We start from the raw sequence: 19,877 nt of genomic DNA on the forward strand, positions 1-19,877 counted from the left end.
TTCATCATGTAAGCGAATGATAAGGTGAAAAGGTCAAGGAGACAGCATATGAACGAATGGTGGCGCAGCGCGGTAATCTATCAGGTCTATCCCCGGTCCTATCAAGATGACAACGGTGACGGGGTTGGCGATCTCGCAGGGATCACCCGCAGACTGGATTACATCGCGGCACTGGGAGTTGACTGTATCTGGCTGTCGCCGATCTTTGCATCGCCACAGGCTGACATGGGCTATGATGTGTCCGACTATAAGGCGGTTGACCCGCTGTTTGGTGACATCGCCGCCTTTGACACGCTCATTGAATCCGCTCATGCGCGCGGGCTAAAGGTTATTGTCGATCAGGTTCTCTCCCACACCTCCGAGAAACATGAGTGGTTCGAGCAGTCGCGCAAAAGCCGCGATAATGCCAAGGCCGATTGGTACGTTTGGGCCGATCCGTTGCCGGACGGGTCGCCACCCACAAACTGGCACAGTCACTTTGGCGGCCCCGCGTGGGAATTTGATCCGCAGCGTGGCCAGTATTACCTCCACAACTTTCTGGCCTCACAGCCCGATTTGAATTTTCACAACCCGGATGTGGTTGATGCAATTCTGGATACCTGTAAATTCTGGTTGGAGCGCGGGTTGGACGGGTTCCGGCTGGATACTGTGAATTACTATTTCCATGACCAAAAGCTGCGCTCGAACCCGCCCGCACAGGCCAAGCCACAAGTGATGGCAACGGATCTGTATGGGATGCAGAACAACATCTACAACAAAACACGCCCCGAAAACCTCGCGTTTCTTGAGCGTTTGCGGCGCCTCACGGATCAGTATCCCGACACGATGATGGTCGGGGAAGTTGGCGAAATGGGGAACCGCTCGATCGAGATTATGGGCGAATACACCGCCGGGACATCGCGGCTGCACATGGCTTACAGCTTTGCCATGCTCGGTCCTGATTTCAACGCAGAACATTTTCGCAATTGCATCGAAGGCTTCCAACGCGGTGCTCCTGATGGCCACCCGTATTGGTCGTTCAGCAACCACGACGTCCCGCGTCAGGTGAGCCGTTGGGCCGATCACGCGGTATCCGAGGATGCGATGGGGCGGCTTGCCTGTGCGATGTTGATGTCGTTTGAGGGGACCATCGGCATCTACCAGGGTGAGGAATTGGGTCAGACCGAAACCGCGTTGACCTATGATGAGCTCACCGACCCGCCCGCAATCCGCTATTGGCCCGCCGTAAAGGGGCGTGATGGATGTCGTACGCCGATGGTGTGGGAAAAAGATGCCCCGAACGCAGGGTTTTCGACAGGGACGCCGTGGCTTCCCGTTAAGGCACCACAGGCCGCTAAGGCCGTGGATCAGCAGGGCAAAGACAGCATTCTGGCGTTTTACAAAGACATGATGGCGTACCGCAAAGCCAGTGCGGCTTTGGCCAGAGGCACCACGACATTCATCTCGTTGCCCGAACCCATTCTGGCCTTTACCCGTACTGCCGGGGGCGAAACGCTCACCTGTGTGTTCAACCTGTCGCCCGACGTGCATGTCATCCGTGTGACGGGCGCCCCGATCGTCACCCTCGCCAATGGTGCGGCATTTGACGAGGGTCTACTGACCTTGCGCGGGAACGGGTTCGCCTATTTCGCGCATGAGGCCGAGGTCGCGCTGACCAAAGTCTAGCCGAGGCTTCGGGTGTGCCATATGTCGGTCATATAGCTTTTGATTGTGCGGTCTGACGAAAAGAATCCGGATCCCGCAATGTTGCGCAGCGCCAGAGTGTTCCAGTGATCCGGGTCGCAATAGGCGCGGTCAACGGCGGCATGGCTCGTGCGGTAACTGTCGAAATCCGAGGCCACAAGGAACGGATCGTGGGTCCACGTCAGATCGACCAGACCGTTATAACGGCTCTTGTCGTCGGGGCTGAAACGGCCCTCAACAATCATTTGTAAAACGTCTTGAAGCGGCTGACTGGCAAGGATCGCGTGGCGGGCGTGATCGGCCGTTTTGTAGCGCTCTTGCACTTGCGCAGCGGTCATTCCGAATAGAAAAAAGTTCTCTGCGCCGACATGGTCGCGGATCTCGACGTTGGCTCCGTCAAGCGTGCCGATGGTCAATGCGCCGTTCATTGTGAACTTCATATTGCCCGTGCCAGACGCCTCTTTGCCCGCGGTCGAGATTTGTTCGGACAGGTCGGCGGCGGGGATCAACCGTTGTGCCATCGAGACATTGTAGTTCGCAGGGTACACCACTTTGAGCAGATCGCCCGTGACGGGATCGTTGTTGATGGTGGTGGCGACATCATTGATGAGATGGATGATGTCCTTGGCCACGAAATACCCCGGAGCCGCTTTGCCGCCAAAGATTTTGACGTGCGGGACCCAGTTGCCTTGTGGGTTGGCGCGGATGGCGGACCAACGGGCAATCGTTTCGAACACGTTCATCAACTGGCGTTTGTATTCGTGCATCCGCTTGATTTGCACGTCGAACATCGCATCGGGATCAAGCGTGATGCCAAGTTGACCGGAGGCCCAATTGGACAATGCAACTTTGTTGTCGCGTTTGGCCGCACCAATCGCGTCGCGCACGGCGCGGTCGCTTTCATGTGCGCGAAGATCGGCAAGGCGATCCAGATCGTTTTCCCATCCTGCGCCAATGGTGTCGGTCAGAACGCGCGACAGTGACGGGTTCGACAGGCGAAGCCACCGGCGCGGTGTGACGCCGTTGGTTTGGTTGAGAATGCGGTGCGGGTATTGCCGGTTCAAATCCGCAAACACCGTTTCTTTCATCAACTGCGTGTGCAGCGCAGATACGCCGTTCACATGTGAGGCCATGACAAAGGCGAGGACGCCCATGTGGACTTGGTCGTCTTTGACGATAGCGAGGTCGGGTGAGGCTCCTGTGGCCGCCAGATGTTCGTGGTCGATGCGCTCGATGATTTGCATATGGCGCGGCAACACGCGTCCCATGAGCCACGTTGACCATGCCTCCAGAGCCTCCGGCAAAAGGGTGTGATTGGTGTAGTTCAAACATCCCTGCGCGATGCGTTTTGCCGCTGCCCACTCCAAGCCATGCACATCAACCAACAGCCGCACCAATTCCGGCCCTGCCAAGGCGGGGTGGGTGTCGTTCATCTGGATTGCGACCTTTTCAGGGAGCAGTGCAAGATCGTCATACTCGGTCAGGAACCGTCGCAAAATATCCTGTAGGGCGGCGGAGGTGAGGAAGAACTCCTGTTTGAGGCGCAACTCTTTGCCGCTCTCGGTCGTGTCCTCGGGGTAGAGAACGCGCGATAGGGTGCGGGCCAGTTCCTCCGGGGCGGCGGCCGCGGCGTGATCGCCCGAATTGAACCGTTCAAGGTCGAACAACTCGGTCGAATGCGCGCCCCAAAGGCGGAGGGTATTCGCCCATTTTCCCTGCCATCCGACCACGGGAATGTCATATGCCCGTGCATGGACTGTTTCGGCGGGGTGCCAGAATGAGGCGCCATCCACCGTCTCTACGTGACCTTTATACGGGATGGTATAGCGGGCTTCGGGGCGTTCAAATTCCCACGGATGGGGTTGGTCGAGCCAGTCTTCGGGGTGCTCGACCTGTCGTCCGCCCTCGAATTTCTGCCGGAACAATCCGTGCTCATAGCGAATGCCATAGCCGTAGGCGGGACAGGCAAGTGTGGACATGCTTTCCAGAAAACAGGCGGCCAAACGGCCCAATCCGCCATTGCCCAATGCGGCGTCCGGCTCGTCCTCGATCACGTCATCAAGTGCGATGCCTTCGCCGTCCAGAACCTCTTTGACGGTGTCCAAAAGGTCCAGGTTGACGATGGCATCGTCAAGGATCCGCCCGATCAAAAATTCCATCGACAGGTAGTAGACCCGCTTGCCGTTTTCGGCATAGGTCTTGCGTGTGGCGTCGAACCATGGCGCGATAATGAGGTCGCGCACGGCGAAGCTGACGGCCATGCGCCAGTCGTAAAGGCTCGCATGTGATTTGTCCTTACCCAACGTGTAGGTCAGGTGCTGTGTGATGCCGAGGCGCAATGAGTCAGCGGACAGATCATTCATGGTGTGCATGGATATTCCTCATGTCGTCATGGTCGCCGCACCGCGTCAAACGGTAGCGGGTCAAATTGTTGTGGGGCCGCGGTTATGGCCGTGGCCGTTTGTGGGCGCGTCTTTAAACACCGCACAGTTTCGGTTGGTCCCTGCCATGTCTTGGAGACGTCCGAAAGACAAGGCAGAGAGCCAATAGTTATGCAAAATTCCGGAGTGTTACGGGGTCAGGTAATGACATCCGGGTCGGTTCTACCGGTTTTTGCAACCAGATCCGTTACGATCAACGCGGCATTGCGCACCTCCGCCAGAGCAACTTCGGGGGCGGCTTGAAGCCTGTCCGTACCGGTTTCCAATTGCTCCAGATAGATGCGGATGGTCGCCCCTTCGGTCCCTGTGCCGGACAGGCGGATGACAACCCGCGCCCCTTGCGTGAACACGATCCGGATGCCCTGACCGGCTGAACGGGACCCGTCAACCGGATCGTCATAGGCGAACTCATCGGCACTTTCGACCGTGAGACCGCTCAGGGAGGTCCCTGAAAGGGTTGGTAACTTGGCGCGTAGCGCGTCCATCATGGCGTTGGCCTTGTCGCTCTCGACCCCCTCGTAATCGTGGCGTGAATAGTAGCATCGCCCGTAGGTGGCCCACAGATCTGCCATCAGATCCGCAACAGATAGTTTGGTCTCCGCAAGGATGTTGAGCCAAAGCAAAACGGCCCAAAGCCCGTCTTTTTCACGCACGTGATCCGATCCCGTGCCGGCACTTTCCTCACCGCACAGCGTCACCTTGCCTGCGTCGAGCAGATTGCCAAAGAATTTCCAACCCGTCGGGGTTTCATAGCATCCGATGCCAAGCTGATCTGCAACGCGGTCGACGGCGCGTGAGGTTGGCATAGAGCGGGCAACCCCTGTCAGGCCGGCTTTGTAGGCAGGGGCCAGATGCGCCTTGGCTGTCAAAACCGCGAGACTATCGGACGGGGTGACATACATATTGCGCCCGACGATCATGTTGCGGTCGCCGTCACCATCGGAGGCCGCACCAAAATCAGGGGCGTTTGCGCCGAACATTTCGTCCATCAACGCCTTGGCCCATGTTGGGTTCGGGTCGGGGTGGCCGCCACCGAAATCGGGACTTGGGGTGCCGTTCACAACCGTGCCTTCGGGCGCGCCGAGTATGCCCTCGAGGATCGCGTGGGCATAGGGGCCTGTTACGGCGTGCATGGCGTCAAAGCGCATGGTGAACCCGCCCGCGAACAAGGCCCGAATTTTGTCAAAATCGAATAGGGTCTGCATCAGGGCGGCATAGTCGGCCACGGGGTCGATGATCTCGACCGTCATCCCACAGGTCTTTACCGTACCCAACCGTTGCAGGTCGACATCGGGCGAGGCCGTGATCTTGTAAAAATCGATCTCTTTGGTGCGTGCGAAAATCTTGTCCGTGACTGCCTCGGTCGCGGGGCCACCGTTCGGGCCATTGTATTTGAGACCGAAATCGGCGTTCGGGCCTCCGGGGTTGTGGCTCGCCGAGAGGATCAGCCCGCCATCTGCACCCCGCTTGCGAATGAGGTGGGATACGGCGGGGGTCGAGAGAATACCGCCTTGGCCGACAATACATTTTGCCGCCTCATTGGCCGCCGCCATACGCAAAATGACCTGAATGGCCTGATCGTTAAAGTAACGCCCATCGCCCCCCACCACGAGGACCTTGCCCTGAACGCCGCCAATCCCGTCAAACGTCGCCTGCACGTAATTCTCAAGGTAGCGGGGGCGCTTGAAAACAGCGGTCTTTTTGCGCAAGCCGCTTGTCCCGGGCTTTTGTCCATCAATCGGGTTTGTCCGAACCATCTGTGTAGGCATTGAAAGCTCTCCCTTATTTTCCCAAGGCGTGGCCGTTCGTGAACGGGTTAATCGCCGTCTCGTTCGTGCGAAAAGACCACAACGGCATTGGCCGCAACGTGCATCCCTTCTGTGACTTTGATCGCGTCATCCTGACTGGTATCGAACCGGCGCACCCATGCTCCGCCATCGTGTAGCGCAGGCGCGGTAATTTCCACGGCGTCGCCGCGATTGAGAACGATCAACAACGCGCCCTCACGCTGTACATATTCGGGTGTGCCGGAGGCCATACGCATTTCGGCCACGATGATGTTTAAATCGGGATTGTCCCAATCATCCTGCCGCATCGGATCGCCGTTGGCCTGACGCCAAAACAAATCGGGCTCGCCATCAATCAGGCGTTGTCGCGAATGCAAGAACCGCCGTTGACGCAACAGCGGGTGCATCCGGCGAAACGCGATGGCCTGTTGGCAAAAGGTGAAAAACGGATCGCCCTCGTCGGGCCAGTTCACCCACCCGATGTCGTTGTCTTGGCAGTAGGCGTTGTTGTTGCCGCCTTGCGAATTGCTCAACTCGTCACCCGCCAAAATCATGGGTGTCCCTTGGGACAACATCAGTGTCGCGATGAGGTTGCGTTTGCGCCTGATGCGTGCGGCGATGATGTCGGGGTCGTCGCTTGGTCCCTCGACACCCATATTGTCGGAATGGTTGTCGGAATGGCCATCACGATTGTTCTCGCCGTTGGCCAGATTGTGTTTGGTGGAATAGCTCACCGTGTCGTGCAGGGTGAATCCGTCGTGCGCGGTGAGGAAATTGAGCGACGAGGTTGCAGGGCGGCCACTATGGTCGAAAAACGGCGCGGAGCCGGAAATGCGTTCCGCCATATCCGCGACCTTGCCGCGATCACCGCGCCAGAACTCGCGGGTATTGTCGCGGTATTTGTCGTTCCATTCCGCAAACGGCGCGGGGTAGGCACCGAGTTGATACCCGCCAGGTCCGATATCCCACGGTTCGGCAATCAATTTGACGCGGTTGAGGACGGGGTCCTGACCGATGGCGCGAAAGAATGGCCCGTCGCGGTTGAAGCCGTCGCGGGTACGGCCCAATGCCGAGCAAAGATCAAACCTGAACCCGTCGACGTGCATCACCTCGACCCAATAGCGCAGGCTGTCCATCACCAGACGCATGACAAACGGGTTTTCGAAATCAAGCGTATTGCCGCAGCCTGCATCGTCGATGTAGTAGCGCTTATCGTCGGCCAAGCGATAGTAGCTCGCGTTATCAAGCCCTCTGAACATCAACGTCGGGCCCATTTCGGACCCTTCGGCGGTGTGGTTGTACACCACGTCCAAAATGACCTCGATGCCCGCGCCATGAAACCGCGACACCATCTGTTGGAACTCGGCGATGTCGTTGCCTTGCATGTAGCGCGGGTCGGGGGCAAAGAACCCGTAGGTCATGTAGCCCCAGTAATTTGTCAGCCCGCGATCCAACAGGAATTTTTCGTTGAGAAAGGTCTGCACCGGTAAAAGTTCAACCGTGGTGACGCCAAGGGTTGTGAGGTGTTCAAGGATGGGATCGGACGCCATGGCAAGATAGCTGCCCGCGTTGGAAATATCCGTGCGCCCCGCCGTCAATCCCTTGACGTGCGCCTCATAGATGATGGAGTTTTCAAGCGTATGGTTCGGGCGCGGCGCGTCGCCCCAGTCAAACGAGGGATCGACCACGACACAGCGCGGCATGTAGGGGGCGCTGTCGGTCTTGTCAAAGCTGAGGTCTTTGTCCTCATGCCCGCTCTCATATCCGAACAATGCGTCATTCCAAACCGGATGCCCCGTTAGCCGTTTCGCATAGGGGTCGATCAGCAATTTATGTGGATTGAACCGATGGCCGTTGTTGGGGTCATACGGGCCATCCATGCGCAAACCGTATTGTTGGCCCGCCTTTATGTCAGGCAAAAACCCGTACCAAACATCGCCCTCGCGCTCGGGCAGGGGGATATTCTGGGTTTCGTTCCCGCCCTCATCGAACAAGCACAACACAACCTTTGTCGCATTGCGAGAGAACACCGCAAAGTTGACACCCCCGTCCATAACAGTGGCCCCGAGCGGGGATGGAAAACCGGGCAAAATGGCAAAGGATACAGGGGTCAACGGCTGGCCTTTGATAGGGACGCATAAATCGCATGGTATTTAGCCGCCGATGCGGACCATCCCACGGGGTGGCTCATGGCGTTACGTTGCAACGTTTTCCACAGTTTCGGCTGTTGATGCAGCTTGCATATCCGCGCAATAGCATTTGTGAAGGCTTGGGCCGTGATCGGGAAAAACTGCACACCTGTGGCCACCTCGCGGGCAAGGGCCGCAGGAGAGGCATTGATGACCGTATCGGCAAGCCCCCCCGTGAGGGACACAAGCGGCAACGTGCCATAGCGCAAACCGTACAGCTGTGTCAGGCCGCATGGCTCGAACCGTGACGGTACCAAAATCACATCGCCGCCCGCCATCATCTGATGTGACAGCGCCTCGTCATAACCGATTTTGACAGCCACGTTGTCATGCGCGGCTGCGGCTTCAAGCAGGGCCACCTCCAAACGCGGATCGCCCGATCCGAGAAGCGCCAACTGGCCCCCGTTTTCGAGCAGCGTGGGCAAGGCGGCCAAGAGCAAGTCGATCCCTTTTTGTTCGGTCAGCCGCGATACGAGCACACAGAGCGGGCCATCTGATGGCCCAAGCCCAAATGTTTTTTGCAGCGCTTTTTTGTTTGCGGCCTTGCCTGCTGCGGTTTTGTACGGGGTGATATCGGGGTCGGTCTGCGGGTTCCAAATGTCCTCGTCGATCCCGTTTACGATCCCTGACAGATCCTGTTGACGGTGGCGCAAAACGCCCTCCATGCCCATGCCGAATTCCGGCGTCAGCAATTCCTCGGCATAGGTTTGGGACACGGTGGTGATTTTGGCGGCGCCCATGAGAGCCGATTTGAGTGCTGAAATTTGCCCCCAAAACTCGAAGTGGTCAGCGTCAAACCGATCCGTGTCCAAGAGCAACGCGTCGATCCGGTCCGCGCCGGTATTGCCGTGGAATGCGATGTTATGCACCGTGAATACGAACGGGGTCTGTGTGCCTGCTGCCTGTAAATACTCCGGCGTGAGCCCCGCTTGCCAATCGTGGCCATGTACAATGTCGGGTGTCCACCCGTCCGCGCCCGATGCGGCGATTTCGGCCGCGACAAATGACAGCGCCGCAAACCGTTCGGGATTGTCGGGCCAATCGTGGCCGTGCGCGTCCACATAGATGCCACCGTCACGGTCGAACAGGTGGGGCGCGTCGATCACAAAGAGGTCCAACCCAGCAACCGCGCAGGCATGTAGTTTTGCAGGTCCACCAAACAGGTCGTCATATGTTCCGACCACTTTGGTTTTGCCGAGGCGCGGCATGACGGATCGATATCCCGGAAGGAGCGTGCGCACCGCGTCGCCGTAGGCCGCAAGCGCATTCGGGAGGGCGCCCGCCACATCGGCGAGCCCCCCTGTTTTAATCAGGGGAGCGCATTCGGATGTGACGGAAAGGACTTTGCTCATAGTTTGGCGGCTCTCTTATCCAACATGTCTTTGGTGATGAGGGTCGTGCCGCGCTCCGTGACGCGGAACCAACGGGCGTCTTCGGTCGGATCTTCGCCGACAACGAGGCCTTCGGGGATGATGACGTTACTGTCGATGACGACCTGACGCAAACGTGCGGAGCGGCTGACGGTCACGTTTGGCAGGACCACGGCCTGATCCAGAACTGCGTAGGAATTGCTATGCACGTTTGTAAACAGACACGAATTGCGCACCTCGGTGCCGGAAATAATACAGCCCCCCGATACCATTGACGAAATCGCCATGCCGCGTCTGTCGCGCTCGTCGTGGATGAATTTTGCAGGTGGCACACTTTCGTTATAGGTCCAGATTGGCCAGTCGCGATCCCAAAGGTCCAGTTCGGGTGTGAAATTCGTCAGATCGATATGGGCCTGCCAAAAGGCATCAACGGTGCCGACATCTTTCCAATAGGCCGGTGCGCCCTCCGGCCGCACACAGCTTTCGTCAAACCGGTGGGCCATGGCCTTGCCGTGTTTGACGATTTCGGGGATCAGATCATTGCCAAAGTCGTTGGTGGAATTGGGGTCTTCGGCGTCCTTGAGCAAAAGGTCGCGCAGGAATTTCCAGTCGAACACGTAAATCCCCATCGATGCGAGTGCCATGTTCGGGTCTTCGGGCGTGCCGGGGGGATTGGCGGGCTTTTCCAGAAAACTGGTGATCCGCCCTTCTTTGTCAGTGTCCATCACGCCAAAGGCCGTGGCCTCAAGGCGCGGCACGGTCAAACAGCCGACGGTGACATCCGCGCCGGTCTCAACGTGTTGGCGCAACATGATTTCGTAGTCCATTTTGTAGATATGGTCCCCCGCAAGAATGATGACATAATCGACGCCATAGCTGTCTACGATATCAATGTTCTGGGTGACCGCATCGGCGGTGCCTTTGTACCAACTTTCGGTTCCGCCGCGCTGGGATGCGGGGAGGACGTCGAGAAATTCGTTGCGCTCCGCTCCGAAAAAATTCCACCCGCGTTGAAGGTGGCGGATCAAACTGTGGGCCTTGTATTGCGTTGCAATCGCCATTTTACGGATGCCGGAATTCATTGCATTCGACAGGGCGAAATCAATAATGCGCCCCTTGCCTCCGAACGGAACAGCCGGTTTTACGCGCCGGTCTGTCAGCTCCTTGAGGCGACTGCCGCGTCCCCCTGCAAGTACGAAAACCATGGATCTTTGTGTCAGACGTTTCGTTTTCATCGTGTTTCCTCCATCCCTTTTTTCAAATCCGGTTGGTTTGTCTCGCAACCCGTGTCTTCTCAGGGCTTTTGCCTTAGCCGCAACACGACAACAGACAGCGGCGGAAGGGTCATTTCCAAGGACTGCGCAAGCCCGTCCGCTGTGACATCTGTCGTCTCCACGCCGCCAAAATTCCCGCGATTCCCGCCGCCATATATTTCGGCGTCTGTATTCAGTACCTCCTCCCAAAACCCTGCCTGAGGGACGCCCAGTCGAAAGCTTGACCGCTCAACAGGTGTAAAGTTGCACATGACGACAACCGGCGCATCGTCCATGTCACCATAGCGCACATAGCCAAGAGTGGATTGCGCTGGATCACCATTGAGCCAGGAAAACCCGTCCGGATCGCAATCTTTTGCATGCAGTGCGGGCGTGGAACGGTATAGCGCATTCAGGTCCTGAACGAGTTTCTGGATGCCTTTGTGGGCGGGTTGATCCGCGACGCCCCAGTTGAGCTCGCCGTTGTGGTTCCATTCCTCGGGCTGCGCAAATTCGCACCCCATGAACAACAGCTTTTTACCCGGTTGGGTCCACATAAACCCGTAATAGGCGCGCAGGTTCGCAAGCTTTTCCCACGCGTTACCAGGCATTTTTTCCAACATCGACCCTTTGCCGTGGACCACCTCATCGTGGCTGATCGGCAAGATGAAATTCTCGGTGAATGCGTAATGAATGCCAAAGGTCAGCAGATCGTGATGGTGTTGACGGTAAACCGGATCGTATTCGAAATACCGCAACGTGTCGTTCATCCACCCCATGTTCCATTTGTACCCGAAGCCAAGCCCGCCCGTGTGAACAGGTTTGGAGACGGCGGGAAAGGACGTGCTTTCCTCGGCGATTGTCATAATGCCCGGGTCTGCGCCATAGGTGGCCGTGTTCATTTCCTGAAGGAATGCGATGGCCTCGTAGTTTTCGGTGCCGCCGTCCTTGTTCGGTATCCATTGCCCCTCTTGGCGTGAATAATTGCGATAGAGCATCGAGGCCACGGCATCGACGCGCAGCCCGTCAAGGTGGTATTCCTCGAGCCAATAGAGTGCGTTCGAGACGAGATAGTTTTTTACCTCACGCCGACCGTAATTGTAGATCAGTGTATTCCAGTCTTGGTGGAAGCCTTCGCGCGGGTCGGCATGTTCGTATAAATGCGTTCCGTCGAATGTTGCCAAGCCATGCGGATCGGTCGGAAAATGACCCGGAACCCAGTCCAACAGGACGCCGATTCCGGCGGCATGGGCGGCTTCGACAAAGTCGCGAAACTCGTGTGGCGGGCCGAACCGAATGGTTGGCGCAAAAAGGCCCACGGGTTGGTAGCCCCATGATCCATCAAACGGGAACTCGGATACGGGAAGCAATTCGATATGGGTGAAACCCATGAATTTGACATAGGCCACAAGGTCTTTTGCCAACTCTTTGTAGCTTAGTGGACGTCCGCCATCATCATAGCGCCGCCGCCATGACCCCAGATGCACCTCGTAGATCGAGATCGGGTTGGCGCGGTCGGCACGGGTCGCGCGCTCTTTCATCCATGCGTCATCCGTCCATCCAAAGCCTGTAATGTCGCGCACGACCGAGGCCTTTTCAGGCGGGTGTTGCGAGCCAAATCCAACCGGATCCGCCTTGAGCGCCACGGATCCGTTCGCGCCGATAATTTCGTATTTATAGAGATCGCCGTCACCAACGTCGGGCAAAAAGACTTCCCATACACCCGTCTGGCCCGCGGGGCGCATCGGATTGCGGCGCCCGTCCCAGTGATTGAATGGCCCGACCACACTGACGCGGCGGGCGTTGGGCGCCCAAACGGCGAAATGCACGCCGTCCACATTTTGATGTGTGGCCACATGCGCGCCGAGCACACGCCACAGCTCTTTGTGGCTGCCTTCGCCGAGTAGATATTGATCGAAGTCTGTCAAAATGGGGTCAAAGGCAAACGGGTCATGTATTTTTTGTTCTGCACCGTCTTTGAACCGCATGGTCAACGTGTAGGCTTTTCCGGCGACAGGGGCCGAAAACACGGCGCCCCCAAGCCGGTTTAATGTGGTTTCCTTGCCCGCAACTGTTGCGATAACTTCGGTGGCGTCAGGTTGGTAGGTCGTGACCCATCGCCGCCCCCCGCTTTTATGTGGGCCAAGAACATCGAAGGGTGCGGCATGTGTTCCGGCGTTGAGGGCGTCCACATCGGGTTGTGATAGGAAGTCCGGGAATTTAGCTGTTGGAGCGAGTGTCATGCCGTTCTCCATCGTTGTGAAATTTAACAGTCAGACTGATAAGGCTAATCGGCACGTGGGATCTTAACGTTAATGAAACACCTCCGCGCTGCGGACGTCAACAGGCCACGGGGCCGCTGTCGCGGCAAAGGGCGTTCGCGGTTTGATTTGAGTGAGCCGTGGAATGCGCAAGGCGGGATAAAAGAAATCGCCCTGTTTCCATTGCCCGGCGCCATATTTCGGACAATGCGCCCTGTGGCACCGGTCGAAGGTCAATTTGACAGGGGACGAGCGCACAAAACCCCGCCGTTAAATGGGCGGGGCTGTGTTCGGGCGTCAGGTCTCCGCGATCACACGCGGAAGTACTTGGCCTCGTCATTGAGGGTGCGTGCCTGTTGGGTCAAAACGGACACCGCCGCAGAGCTTTCTTCGAACATGGCGGCATTTTGTTGTGTGACCTGATCAAGCTTGTGGACGGAATCGTTGATCTCGGCGAGGCCGGTTGACTGTTCGGACGCCGAGGTCGCGATGTCTTGGACCAAAGCATTGACGTCAGTAATCAGGCTTTCGATATCTGTGAGTGCGGTGCCGGATTCATTGGCCAGTTCCACGCCGGATTGAACCTGTTTTCCGGAGGTTTCGATCAGTCGGGCGATTTCGCGTGCGGCGTCCGAGGAGCGTTGGGCCAGAGCGCGGACTTCCGAGGCCACGACGGCAAAGCCGCGCCCGCTTTCGCCGGCCCGCGCCGCCTCGACGCCGGCGTTCAAGGCCAGAAGGTTGGTTTGAAATGCAATGTCGTCGATCACCGATGTGATTTTCGAGATGGCTTGGGAACTGGTTGCGATGTCTGCCATGGCTTGCACCGTCTGGTCTACGAGGTGCTTTCCCTCACTGGAACGCGTGCGTGCAAGGGTTGAGGTTTCTGCAGAATCCTTGGCGCGCTTTGCGGCCATGTCAACGGATTCAGTCATTTCGGTGATGGCGGATGCGGTTTGGACGAGGGCGGCGGCTTGGCGTTCCGTCCGTTGGCCGAGATCGGCGGAGGATGCCGCAATGCTCTCAACCTCGTGTTGCATATGTCCCGTGCCGGTCGTGATCTGGCTGATGAGTGTTGAAAGGCGCTTGATCGTATCGTTGAAATCGGTGCGCAGGTGTTCAAGCTCACCGGGCATTTCGTCGGGCAAATGCACCGTCAGATCCCCATCGCGCAAATGTGCAACCGCGTTTTGAAAGGCGTTGATTGCCGTTTTTTGCGGCGTCACATCCGTGGCGAATTTGACGATTTTGGAGACGCGCCCATACGCATCAAAGATCGGGTTGTAGGAGGCCTGAATAAAAACATTGTGGCCGTCTTTTGCAACTCTGTGGAATTCACGGGCTTGGAATTCACCTTTTTTCAAGGAGGCCCAAAACGCAGCATAGTCTGCGGAGTCGCGTTCTTGCGGGGCCACAAACATCGCGTGATGCTTGCCAACAATTTCGTTTTGGCTGTAGCCAATGACGTTCTGGAAGTTGGTATTGGCCTTGAGAACAATTCCCTCGGGTGAAAATTCGATGACCCCTTCAGAGCGGTCAACAGCGGCAAGTTGTCCTGCATTGTCGAGGCGCTGAATGGTTTCCGCGGTAATGTCACTGGCAATTTTTATGACACCCTGCGCCGTTCCGTCCTGATCGAAAACCGGATTGTAAGAGGCCCGAATGTAGACGTCTTTGCCGTTTTTGGTGCGCCGTGTGAATTCTGCCTCCTGGAAATGTCCGGCTCTCAAATTGTCCCACAACTCCGCGTAGGCCGGACTGTTCTTGTCGGCCTCGCTGACGAACATGGAATGGTGTTTGCCCTGCACTTCGCTAAGGGAGTACCCCATCAGGTCCAGAAAGTTTTTGTTGGCCGTGGTGATCTCGCCCTCGAGTGTGAACTCGATGACCGCGGCGGAGCGGTGCAATGCCGTGATGATAGACCTGTCGCGCGCTGCGGCAACTTCCTTTGCGGTTACATCGGTTGCGAATTTGACGATACCTGTCACATGTCCGGCAGGATCAAGGATGGGGACATAGGAGGCCTCGATGAAAATCGTGTCGCCGTTTTTGCATTGCCGCGCGAATGTCTTTTGCTGCGTTTTTCCACTCGCGAGGTCGCTCCAAAACTGACGGTATTCAGCCGAACTTGCGTCTTTGGGGGACAGGAACATCGAATGATGCTGACCTCTTATTTCGTCAGCCGTGTACCCTAACGTGTCGCAAAATTTCTGATTTGCATCTGTTATGGTCCCCTCGATGTCAAACCAGATAACGGCCATCGACCCAGACAAAGCGGTCATGGTTGCCTGTTCGGGAGATGTCGAGATTTTGGGCTGTCGAAAATGGAACATAGCGCAATCCTGATTTAGGCCTGCGCCATCCTTAAGGCCTTATGTTCTAACATTGGGTTTACGATTTCAATTTTCGCCGTGTTCAATGTGTAGATGGTTAAGGCCCCCCGAAGCCTACAGCGCGCTCGTCAATGTCGCTTTAGCCGAACACCTTGTGGCGCAGTTGTTTGCCCACAGCTTTGAGCATCATCGACAGGGTGAATTCGCTTTTGACGAGCGACACAACTTCGTCCTCGCCAAGACGTGCAAGGCGATCAAGGCTTTTGTCCCAGTCGTCGGCGCCATAGGTGGCGATGCGTTCGTTCGCGGTAAAGCCGAAGCTGTAGTTGCGCTTTAACTCTTTGCGGCATGCCAATTCGTAGCGCACGAGCGGGGCGCGGCAGCCTTGGGTCAGGGTCGCGCCGAGTTGCTCGCCTAAAAGGCGTCCGAATTTGATCGCGATGCGGATGCCTTCGCCAACCGTCGGGGTGGCGAAATTGGCAGTGTCGCCCACGCGGATCACATTGCCGAACACGAGCTTGGGGTCGTAAGGCACGGAGGGAATAATGCCCGCGTTGACCTGTACGGGCGGGCCAAGCTCAAGGCCGTAGCTCGCGAGGAATTCGGGTGTCACCACGGCGTTATAAATGTCGCGCGGCGACAGATCGCTATCGGGTTGAATGATTCCAACTCCGATCCGTATGTGATTGTTGGGCGCGGGAAAAATCCACCCGTAACCCGACTTCACGGCCTCACCGACAAATAGGACAGCGCGGTTTTTTGCGGCCGATCTGATCTCGAACTCATGTTCGATGCCGACGCCAATGCGGTCGGGTTTATCGACCAATCCCAGATCGGCCAAAACTGCGTGAGGGGTGCCAGAGGCGTCGATGATAAACTTTGATGTGATGCGGGTCGCACCGATTTTACGTGACCGGATTTCAGAGGTGAACCCGTCGTCCGTCTCGACGGTGTGGATGAACTTCGTGTCGGTATAGATGTCCGCGCCCGCCGCACGTGCCAGTTCCGCAAGCCATTGATAGGTTCCCGTAATGTCCAACACCGCGCATTTGCGCCGCTGCAAATGCTGGCGCACCTCGCGGTTGTCCGACCGGAACAGGATTTCGTCTATTTGTTGGTAGAGGTGAGGCGGCACGCCAAGCGCCACCATATCCTCCACCCATGTGCCACCCGATGTGCGCACGGGCCTGCCGATTGCGCGGTCCTGGTGGATCACGATGGTTCTGGCATGGGGGGCAAGCGTTTGCGCGGTTGCCAGCCCCGCAGGGCCGCCGCCGACAATCAACACGTCGCAGCTTAAGGTCTCAGGTGTCGGTTCGGTCATTGTGTCGGCTCGCCTCGGGTTTGGTCCATCACAGGTATAGACGCCTTGGCGAGATTTGACGAGATACGCAACTACGGCTTGGAAACCCGCCGTCACTCGCGCATAACGGGCGCGGTCGCATCCCGCGCGACGGTAATTTTCAACGGAGGCGGTGACGGAGCTTGGCAATGGCTGATTTCGATCTGGTGATATTCGACTTCGACGGTGTGATCGTCGACAGCGAGGTGATTTCCGCGCAGATGTTGATTGCCGAGTTGAAACACTATGGCGTTAATGTCGATGGTGCCTATGTCGCGCGGCACTTTTTAGGGCGCAGCTATCCCGTTGTGTTACAGCAAATCCGCGATGAGTTCGGGGTTGCTTTGCCCGACGGGTTCGAGGTCGACTATCGTGCGCGGCTTCTCGCGGCCTTTGAACAAAACCTCACCGCTATGCCCGGGATAAAGGGCGTTCTCGACCAGATCCGCACGCCGTACTGTGTGGCGACAAGTTCAAGTCCCGTGCGCCTGAAAAGTTCGTTGCAGGTGGTGGGGCTGACCTCCTATTTCGAGGGGCGGTTTCATACGGCCTCCGAGGTGGCGCGTGGCAAACCCGCGCCTGATCTGTTCTTGCATGTGGCACAGCGGTACGGGGTTGCACCCGCACGGTGTCTGGTGATCGAGGATTCGTTGGCGGGTGTGCGCGCGGGCCTTGCGGCGGGAATGGTCGTGTGGCGGTTCGTCGGCGGCAGCCATTTGACCGGTCTCGAGCTTCCGACCGATACGGGCGCACAGCCACATCGCATGTTTGACCGGTTTGATGATCTCTTCGAGTTGGCTCCGGAATTAAAAGACGAGATGGAATAGCAATGGCACAGGCAAACTCAGACGATAGCGACCGCTCGAACCGCGGGTTGGCGGCGCGGGCGGCATGGATGTCCTATGTCGGCGGCATGACACAGGACCAGATTGCACAGGAGTTGGGCATTTCGCGCCAACGCGCACAGCGGCTTGTGGCGCGGGCAGGGGCCGAGGGCTTGATCCGTGTCCGCATTGATCATCCGATTGCCGATTGTCTGGAGCTTGAGCGGGGGTTGAAAAGCCGCTTTTCCTTGAACTCTGTGCGTGTGTCGCCCAACGCAGGTGACTCTGTCGACCCGAGTATTGGCATTGCGACCTTTGCCGCCCCTTTCGTGGAAAGCATCCTTGAAGATCCCACTCCTCAAGTGATCGCCCTGGGGACGGGGCGGACTTTGAGCATGGTGGTGGATCAAATGCAGGCCTTTGACGGGTCGCATCACAAGTTAACGTCCTTGATTGGCAACGTGTCCCCCGACGGATCGGCCTCGTTTTACGAGGTCATTATGCGGTTGGCGGAAAAGGTCAACGCGCCGCACTACCCGATGTCTGTTCCGGTTCTGGCACGCAACGAGGCCGAGATGGGCCTCTATCTGTCTTTGCCGCATGTCAACTCGGCACGTAAACTGGCCAAACAGGCCAACACCGCGATTGTCGGTGTCGGACAGATGAGTGACGATGCGCCGCTTTTTGTTGACGGGTTCATTTCCGCCGAGCAGTTGAGCGAGGTTCAGGCGCTTGGGGCGGTGGGTGAGATTTGCAGTCACATCTTTGATGGCGACGGCAAACTGATTGACCACCCCGTGCGGCGACAGATGGTCGGCCTCCTGCCGGATGTGTCCCAAATGCGCGTTATTTGCATTGGCGGCGGTGCCAAAAAGCTGCCCGCGCTACGTGCGGCTCTGCGTGGCGGGTTGATTTCGGATCTTGTGACGGATGAAATTTCTGCGCAAGTCCTTATAAAATCTTAATTTTTATAACGCCCTCAAAAATTGGTGCGAAACCATCTTGACAAGAATCATGTCTGTAGTTGAGTATTTGCTCAACGGATGAGCAATTGCTCACCGTCCAACGGGAGGAAATCATGAATACGACTATCCGCGTCCTTATGGGCGCCACCGCGTTGTCCGCAGCAGCTGTATCCGCGCAGGCCGAGACGCTTACAATCGCAACCGTGAACAACGGCGACATGATCCGCATGCAGGGTCTGACCGAAGATTTCACCGCTAAAACCGGCCATGAGGTCGAGTGGGTGACGCTTGAGGAAAACGTGCTGCGTCAGCGCGTGACGACCGACATCTCCACCAAAGGTGGCCAGTTCGACGTCATGACAATCGGCATGTACGAGACACCGATCTGGGGCAAAAACAACTGGCTCGTCGCACTTGACGATCTGTCCCCCGAGTATGACGTAGACGACATTCTGCCCGCCATGCGCGGTGGCCTGTCCGTTGACGGCACGCTCTACGCCGCACCGTTCTACGGCGAGTCCTCGATGATCATGTATCGTTCGGATCTCATGGAAAAAGCCGGTCTCGAAATGCCCGATGCTCCGACATGGGACTTCGTCGCCGAGGCTGCGCGCGCCATGACCGACAAAGACAACGAAGTGTACGGCATCTGTCTGCGCGGCAAAGCGGGTTGGGGCGAGAACATGGCGTTCCTCACCGCAACAGGCAACGCATTCGGTGCGCGTTGGTTTGACGAAGAGTGGAACGCACAGTTCGATTCCGAAGCATGGTCCAACACCCTCAACTTCTACATCGACCTGATGACAGACGCGGGCCCTCCCGGTGCAGCCAACAACGGCTTCAACGAGAACCTCGCATTGTTCCAGCAGGGCAAATGTGGCATGTGGATCGACGCAACTGTTGCGGCCTCCTTTGTGACCAACCCCGACGACAGCACCGTTGCTGACAAGGTTGACTTCGCTCTGGCACCTGACACGGGTCTCGGCAAGCGCGGCAACTGGCTCTGGGCTTGGGCGCTCGCAATTCCTGCCGGCACACAAAAAGAAGATGCCGCCAAGCAGTTCGTTGAGTGGGCAACCTCGAAAGACTACATCGAACTCGTCGCAGCAAATGAAGGTTGGGCCAACGTTCCTCCGGGCGCACGCACATCCCTCTACGAGAACGACAACTACAAAGACATCCCGTTCGCCAAAATGACGCTTGAAAGCATCCTTTCGGCTGACCCGACCAACCCAACGGTTGATCCGGTACCATACGTCGGTGTCCAGTTCGCAGCTATCCCCGAGTTCGCAGGTATCGCAACTCTGGTCGGTCAGGAATTCTCTGCCGCTCTCGCAGGTCAACAGACCGCCGAAGAGGCTCTGGCCAAAGCACAAGCTTTGACCACAGAAGAGATGGAAGCCGCAGGCTACTAATACGTCCTCCCAAAGGA

At 57.4% G+C, this 19,877-nt stretch carries 12 protein-coding genes; 4 read left to right on the forward strand and 8 right to left on the reverse strand.

Annotated elements, in window-relative coordinates; genetic code table 11:
- Positions 1–48 precede the first annotated feature (48 nt).
- On the forward strand, positions 49–1,665 hold the full coding sequence (locus ACN0Q0_RS13035; protein WP_417243838.1) for an alpha-glucosidase family protein: 1,617 nt from the start codon (positions 49–51) through the stop codon (positions 1,663–1,665).
- Here the strand turns inward: ACN0Q0_RS13035 and ACN0Q0_RS13040 are convergent.
- The 8 genes from ACN0Q0_RS13040 to ACN0Q0_RS13075 form a co-directional block, all read right to left on the reverse strand.
- A complete protein-coding gene (locus ACN0Q0_RS13040) occupies positions 1,662–4,055 on the reverse strand; it encodes a glycogen/starch/alpha-glucan phosphorylase (protein ID WP_417243839.1) in 2,394 nt (797 codons plus the stop codon). The genes ACN0Q0_RS13035 and ACN0Q0_RS13040 overlap by 4 nt on opposite strands.
- A 206-nt stretch (positions 4,056–4,261) precedes the next feature.
- Positions 4,262–5,893 carry an alpha-D-glucose phosphate-specific phosphoglucomutase gene (locus tag ACN0Q0_RS13045; protein ID WP_417243840.1) on the reverse strand — a complete coding sequence of 544 codons (1,632 nt, stop codon included), beginning with the start codon at positions 5,891–5,893 and terminating at the stop codon, positions 4,262–4,264.
- A gap of 47 nt (positions 5,894–5,940) precedes the next feature.
- Positions 5,941–8,025: a glycogen debranching protein GlgX gene (gene glgX / locus ACN0Q0_RS13050; protein WP_417243841.1), complete on the reverse strand. Its 2,085-nt coding sequence runs from the start codon at positions 8,023–8,025 to the stop codon at positions 5,941–5,943.
- Entirely contained in the window at positions 8,022–9,452 is a 1,431-nt protein-coding gene (gene glgA, locus ACN0Q0_RS13055; protein WP_417243842.1) for a glycogen synthase GlgA, read from the reverse strand. The genes glgX and glgA overlap by 4 nt, the downstream gene beginning before the upstream one ends.
- Positions 9,449–10,705: a glucose-1-phosphate adenylyltransferase gene (gene glgC / locus ACN0Q0_RS13060; protein WP_417243843.1), complete on the reverse strand. Its 1,257-nt coding sequence runs from the start codon at positions 10,703–10,705 to the stop codon at positions 9,449–9,451. The genes glgA and glgC overlap by 4 nt, the downstream gene beginning before the upstream one ends.
- A gap of 59 nt (positions 10,706–10,764) precedes the next feature.
- A complete protein-coding gene (gene glgB, locus ACN0Q0_RS13065) occupies positions 10,765–12,966 on the reverse strand; it encodes a 1,4-alpha-glucan branching protein GlgB (RefSeq protein WP_417243844.1) in 2,202 nt (733 codons plus the stop codon).
- Positions 12,967–13,295: 329 nt separating this feature from the next.
- Positions 13,296–15,314, reverse strand: coding sequence for a PAS domain S-box protein (locus tag ACN0Q0_RS13070; RefSeq protein WP_417243845.1), 2,019 nt, complete (start codon positions 15,312–15,314; stop codon positions 13,296–13,298).
- A gap of 139 nt (positions 15,315–15,453) precedes the next feature.
- On the reverse strand, positions 15,454–16,638 hold the full coding sequence (locus ACN0Q0_RS13075; RefSeq protein WP_417243846.1) for an NAD(P)/FAD-dependent oxidoreductase: 1,185 nt from the start codon (positions 16,636–16,638) through the stop codon (positions 15,454–15,456).
- Positions 16,639–16,805: 167 nt separating this feature from the next.
- Between ACN0Q0_RS13075 and ACN0Q0_RS13080 the strand changes: the two genes are divergently transcribed.
- From ACN0Q0_RS13080 to ACN0Q0_RS13090, 3 genes are all read left to right on the forward strand, one after another.
- Complete coding sequence (locus ACN0Q0_RS13080) at positions 16,806–17,483, forward strand: HAD family hydrolase (RefSeq protein ID WP_417243847.1); 678 nt, start codon at positions 16,806–16,808, stop codon at positions 17,481–17,483.
- Positions 17,484–17,485: 2 nt separating this feature from the next.
- Entirely contained in the window at positions 17,486–18,445 is a 960-nt protein-coding gene (locus ACN0Q0_RS13085; protein ID WP_417243848.1) for a sugar-binding transcriptional regulator, read from the forward strand.
- A 113-nt stretch (positions 18,446–18,558) separates the two neighbouring features.
- Positions 18,559–19,860 carry an ABC transporter substrate-binding protein gene (locus ACN0Q0_RS13090; protein ID WP_417243849.1) on the forward strand — a complete coding sequence of 434 codons (1,302 nt, stop codon included), beginning with the start codon at positions 18,559–18,561 and terminating at the stop codon, positions 19,858–19,860.
- Positions 19,861–19,877 lie beyond the last annotated feature (17 nt).

The organism is Celeribacter sp. (assembly GCF_048259695.1).
Lineage (GTDB): Bacteria > Pseudomonadota > Alphaproteobacteria > Rhodobacterales > Rhodobacteraceae > Celeribacter.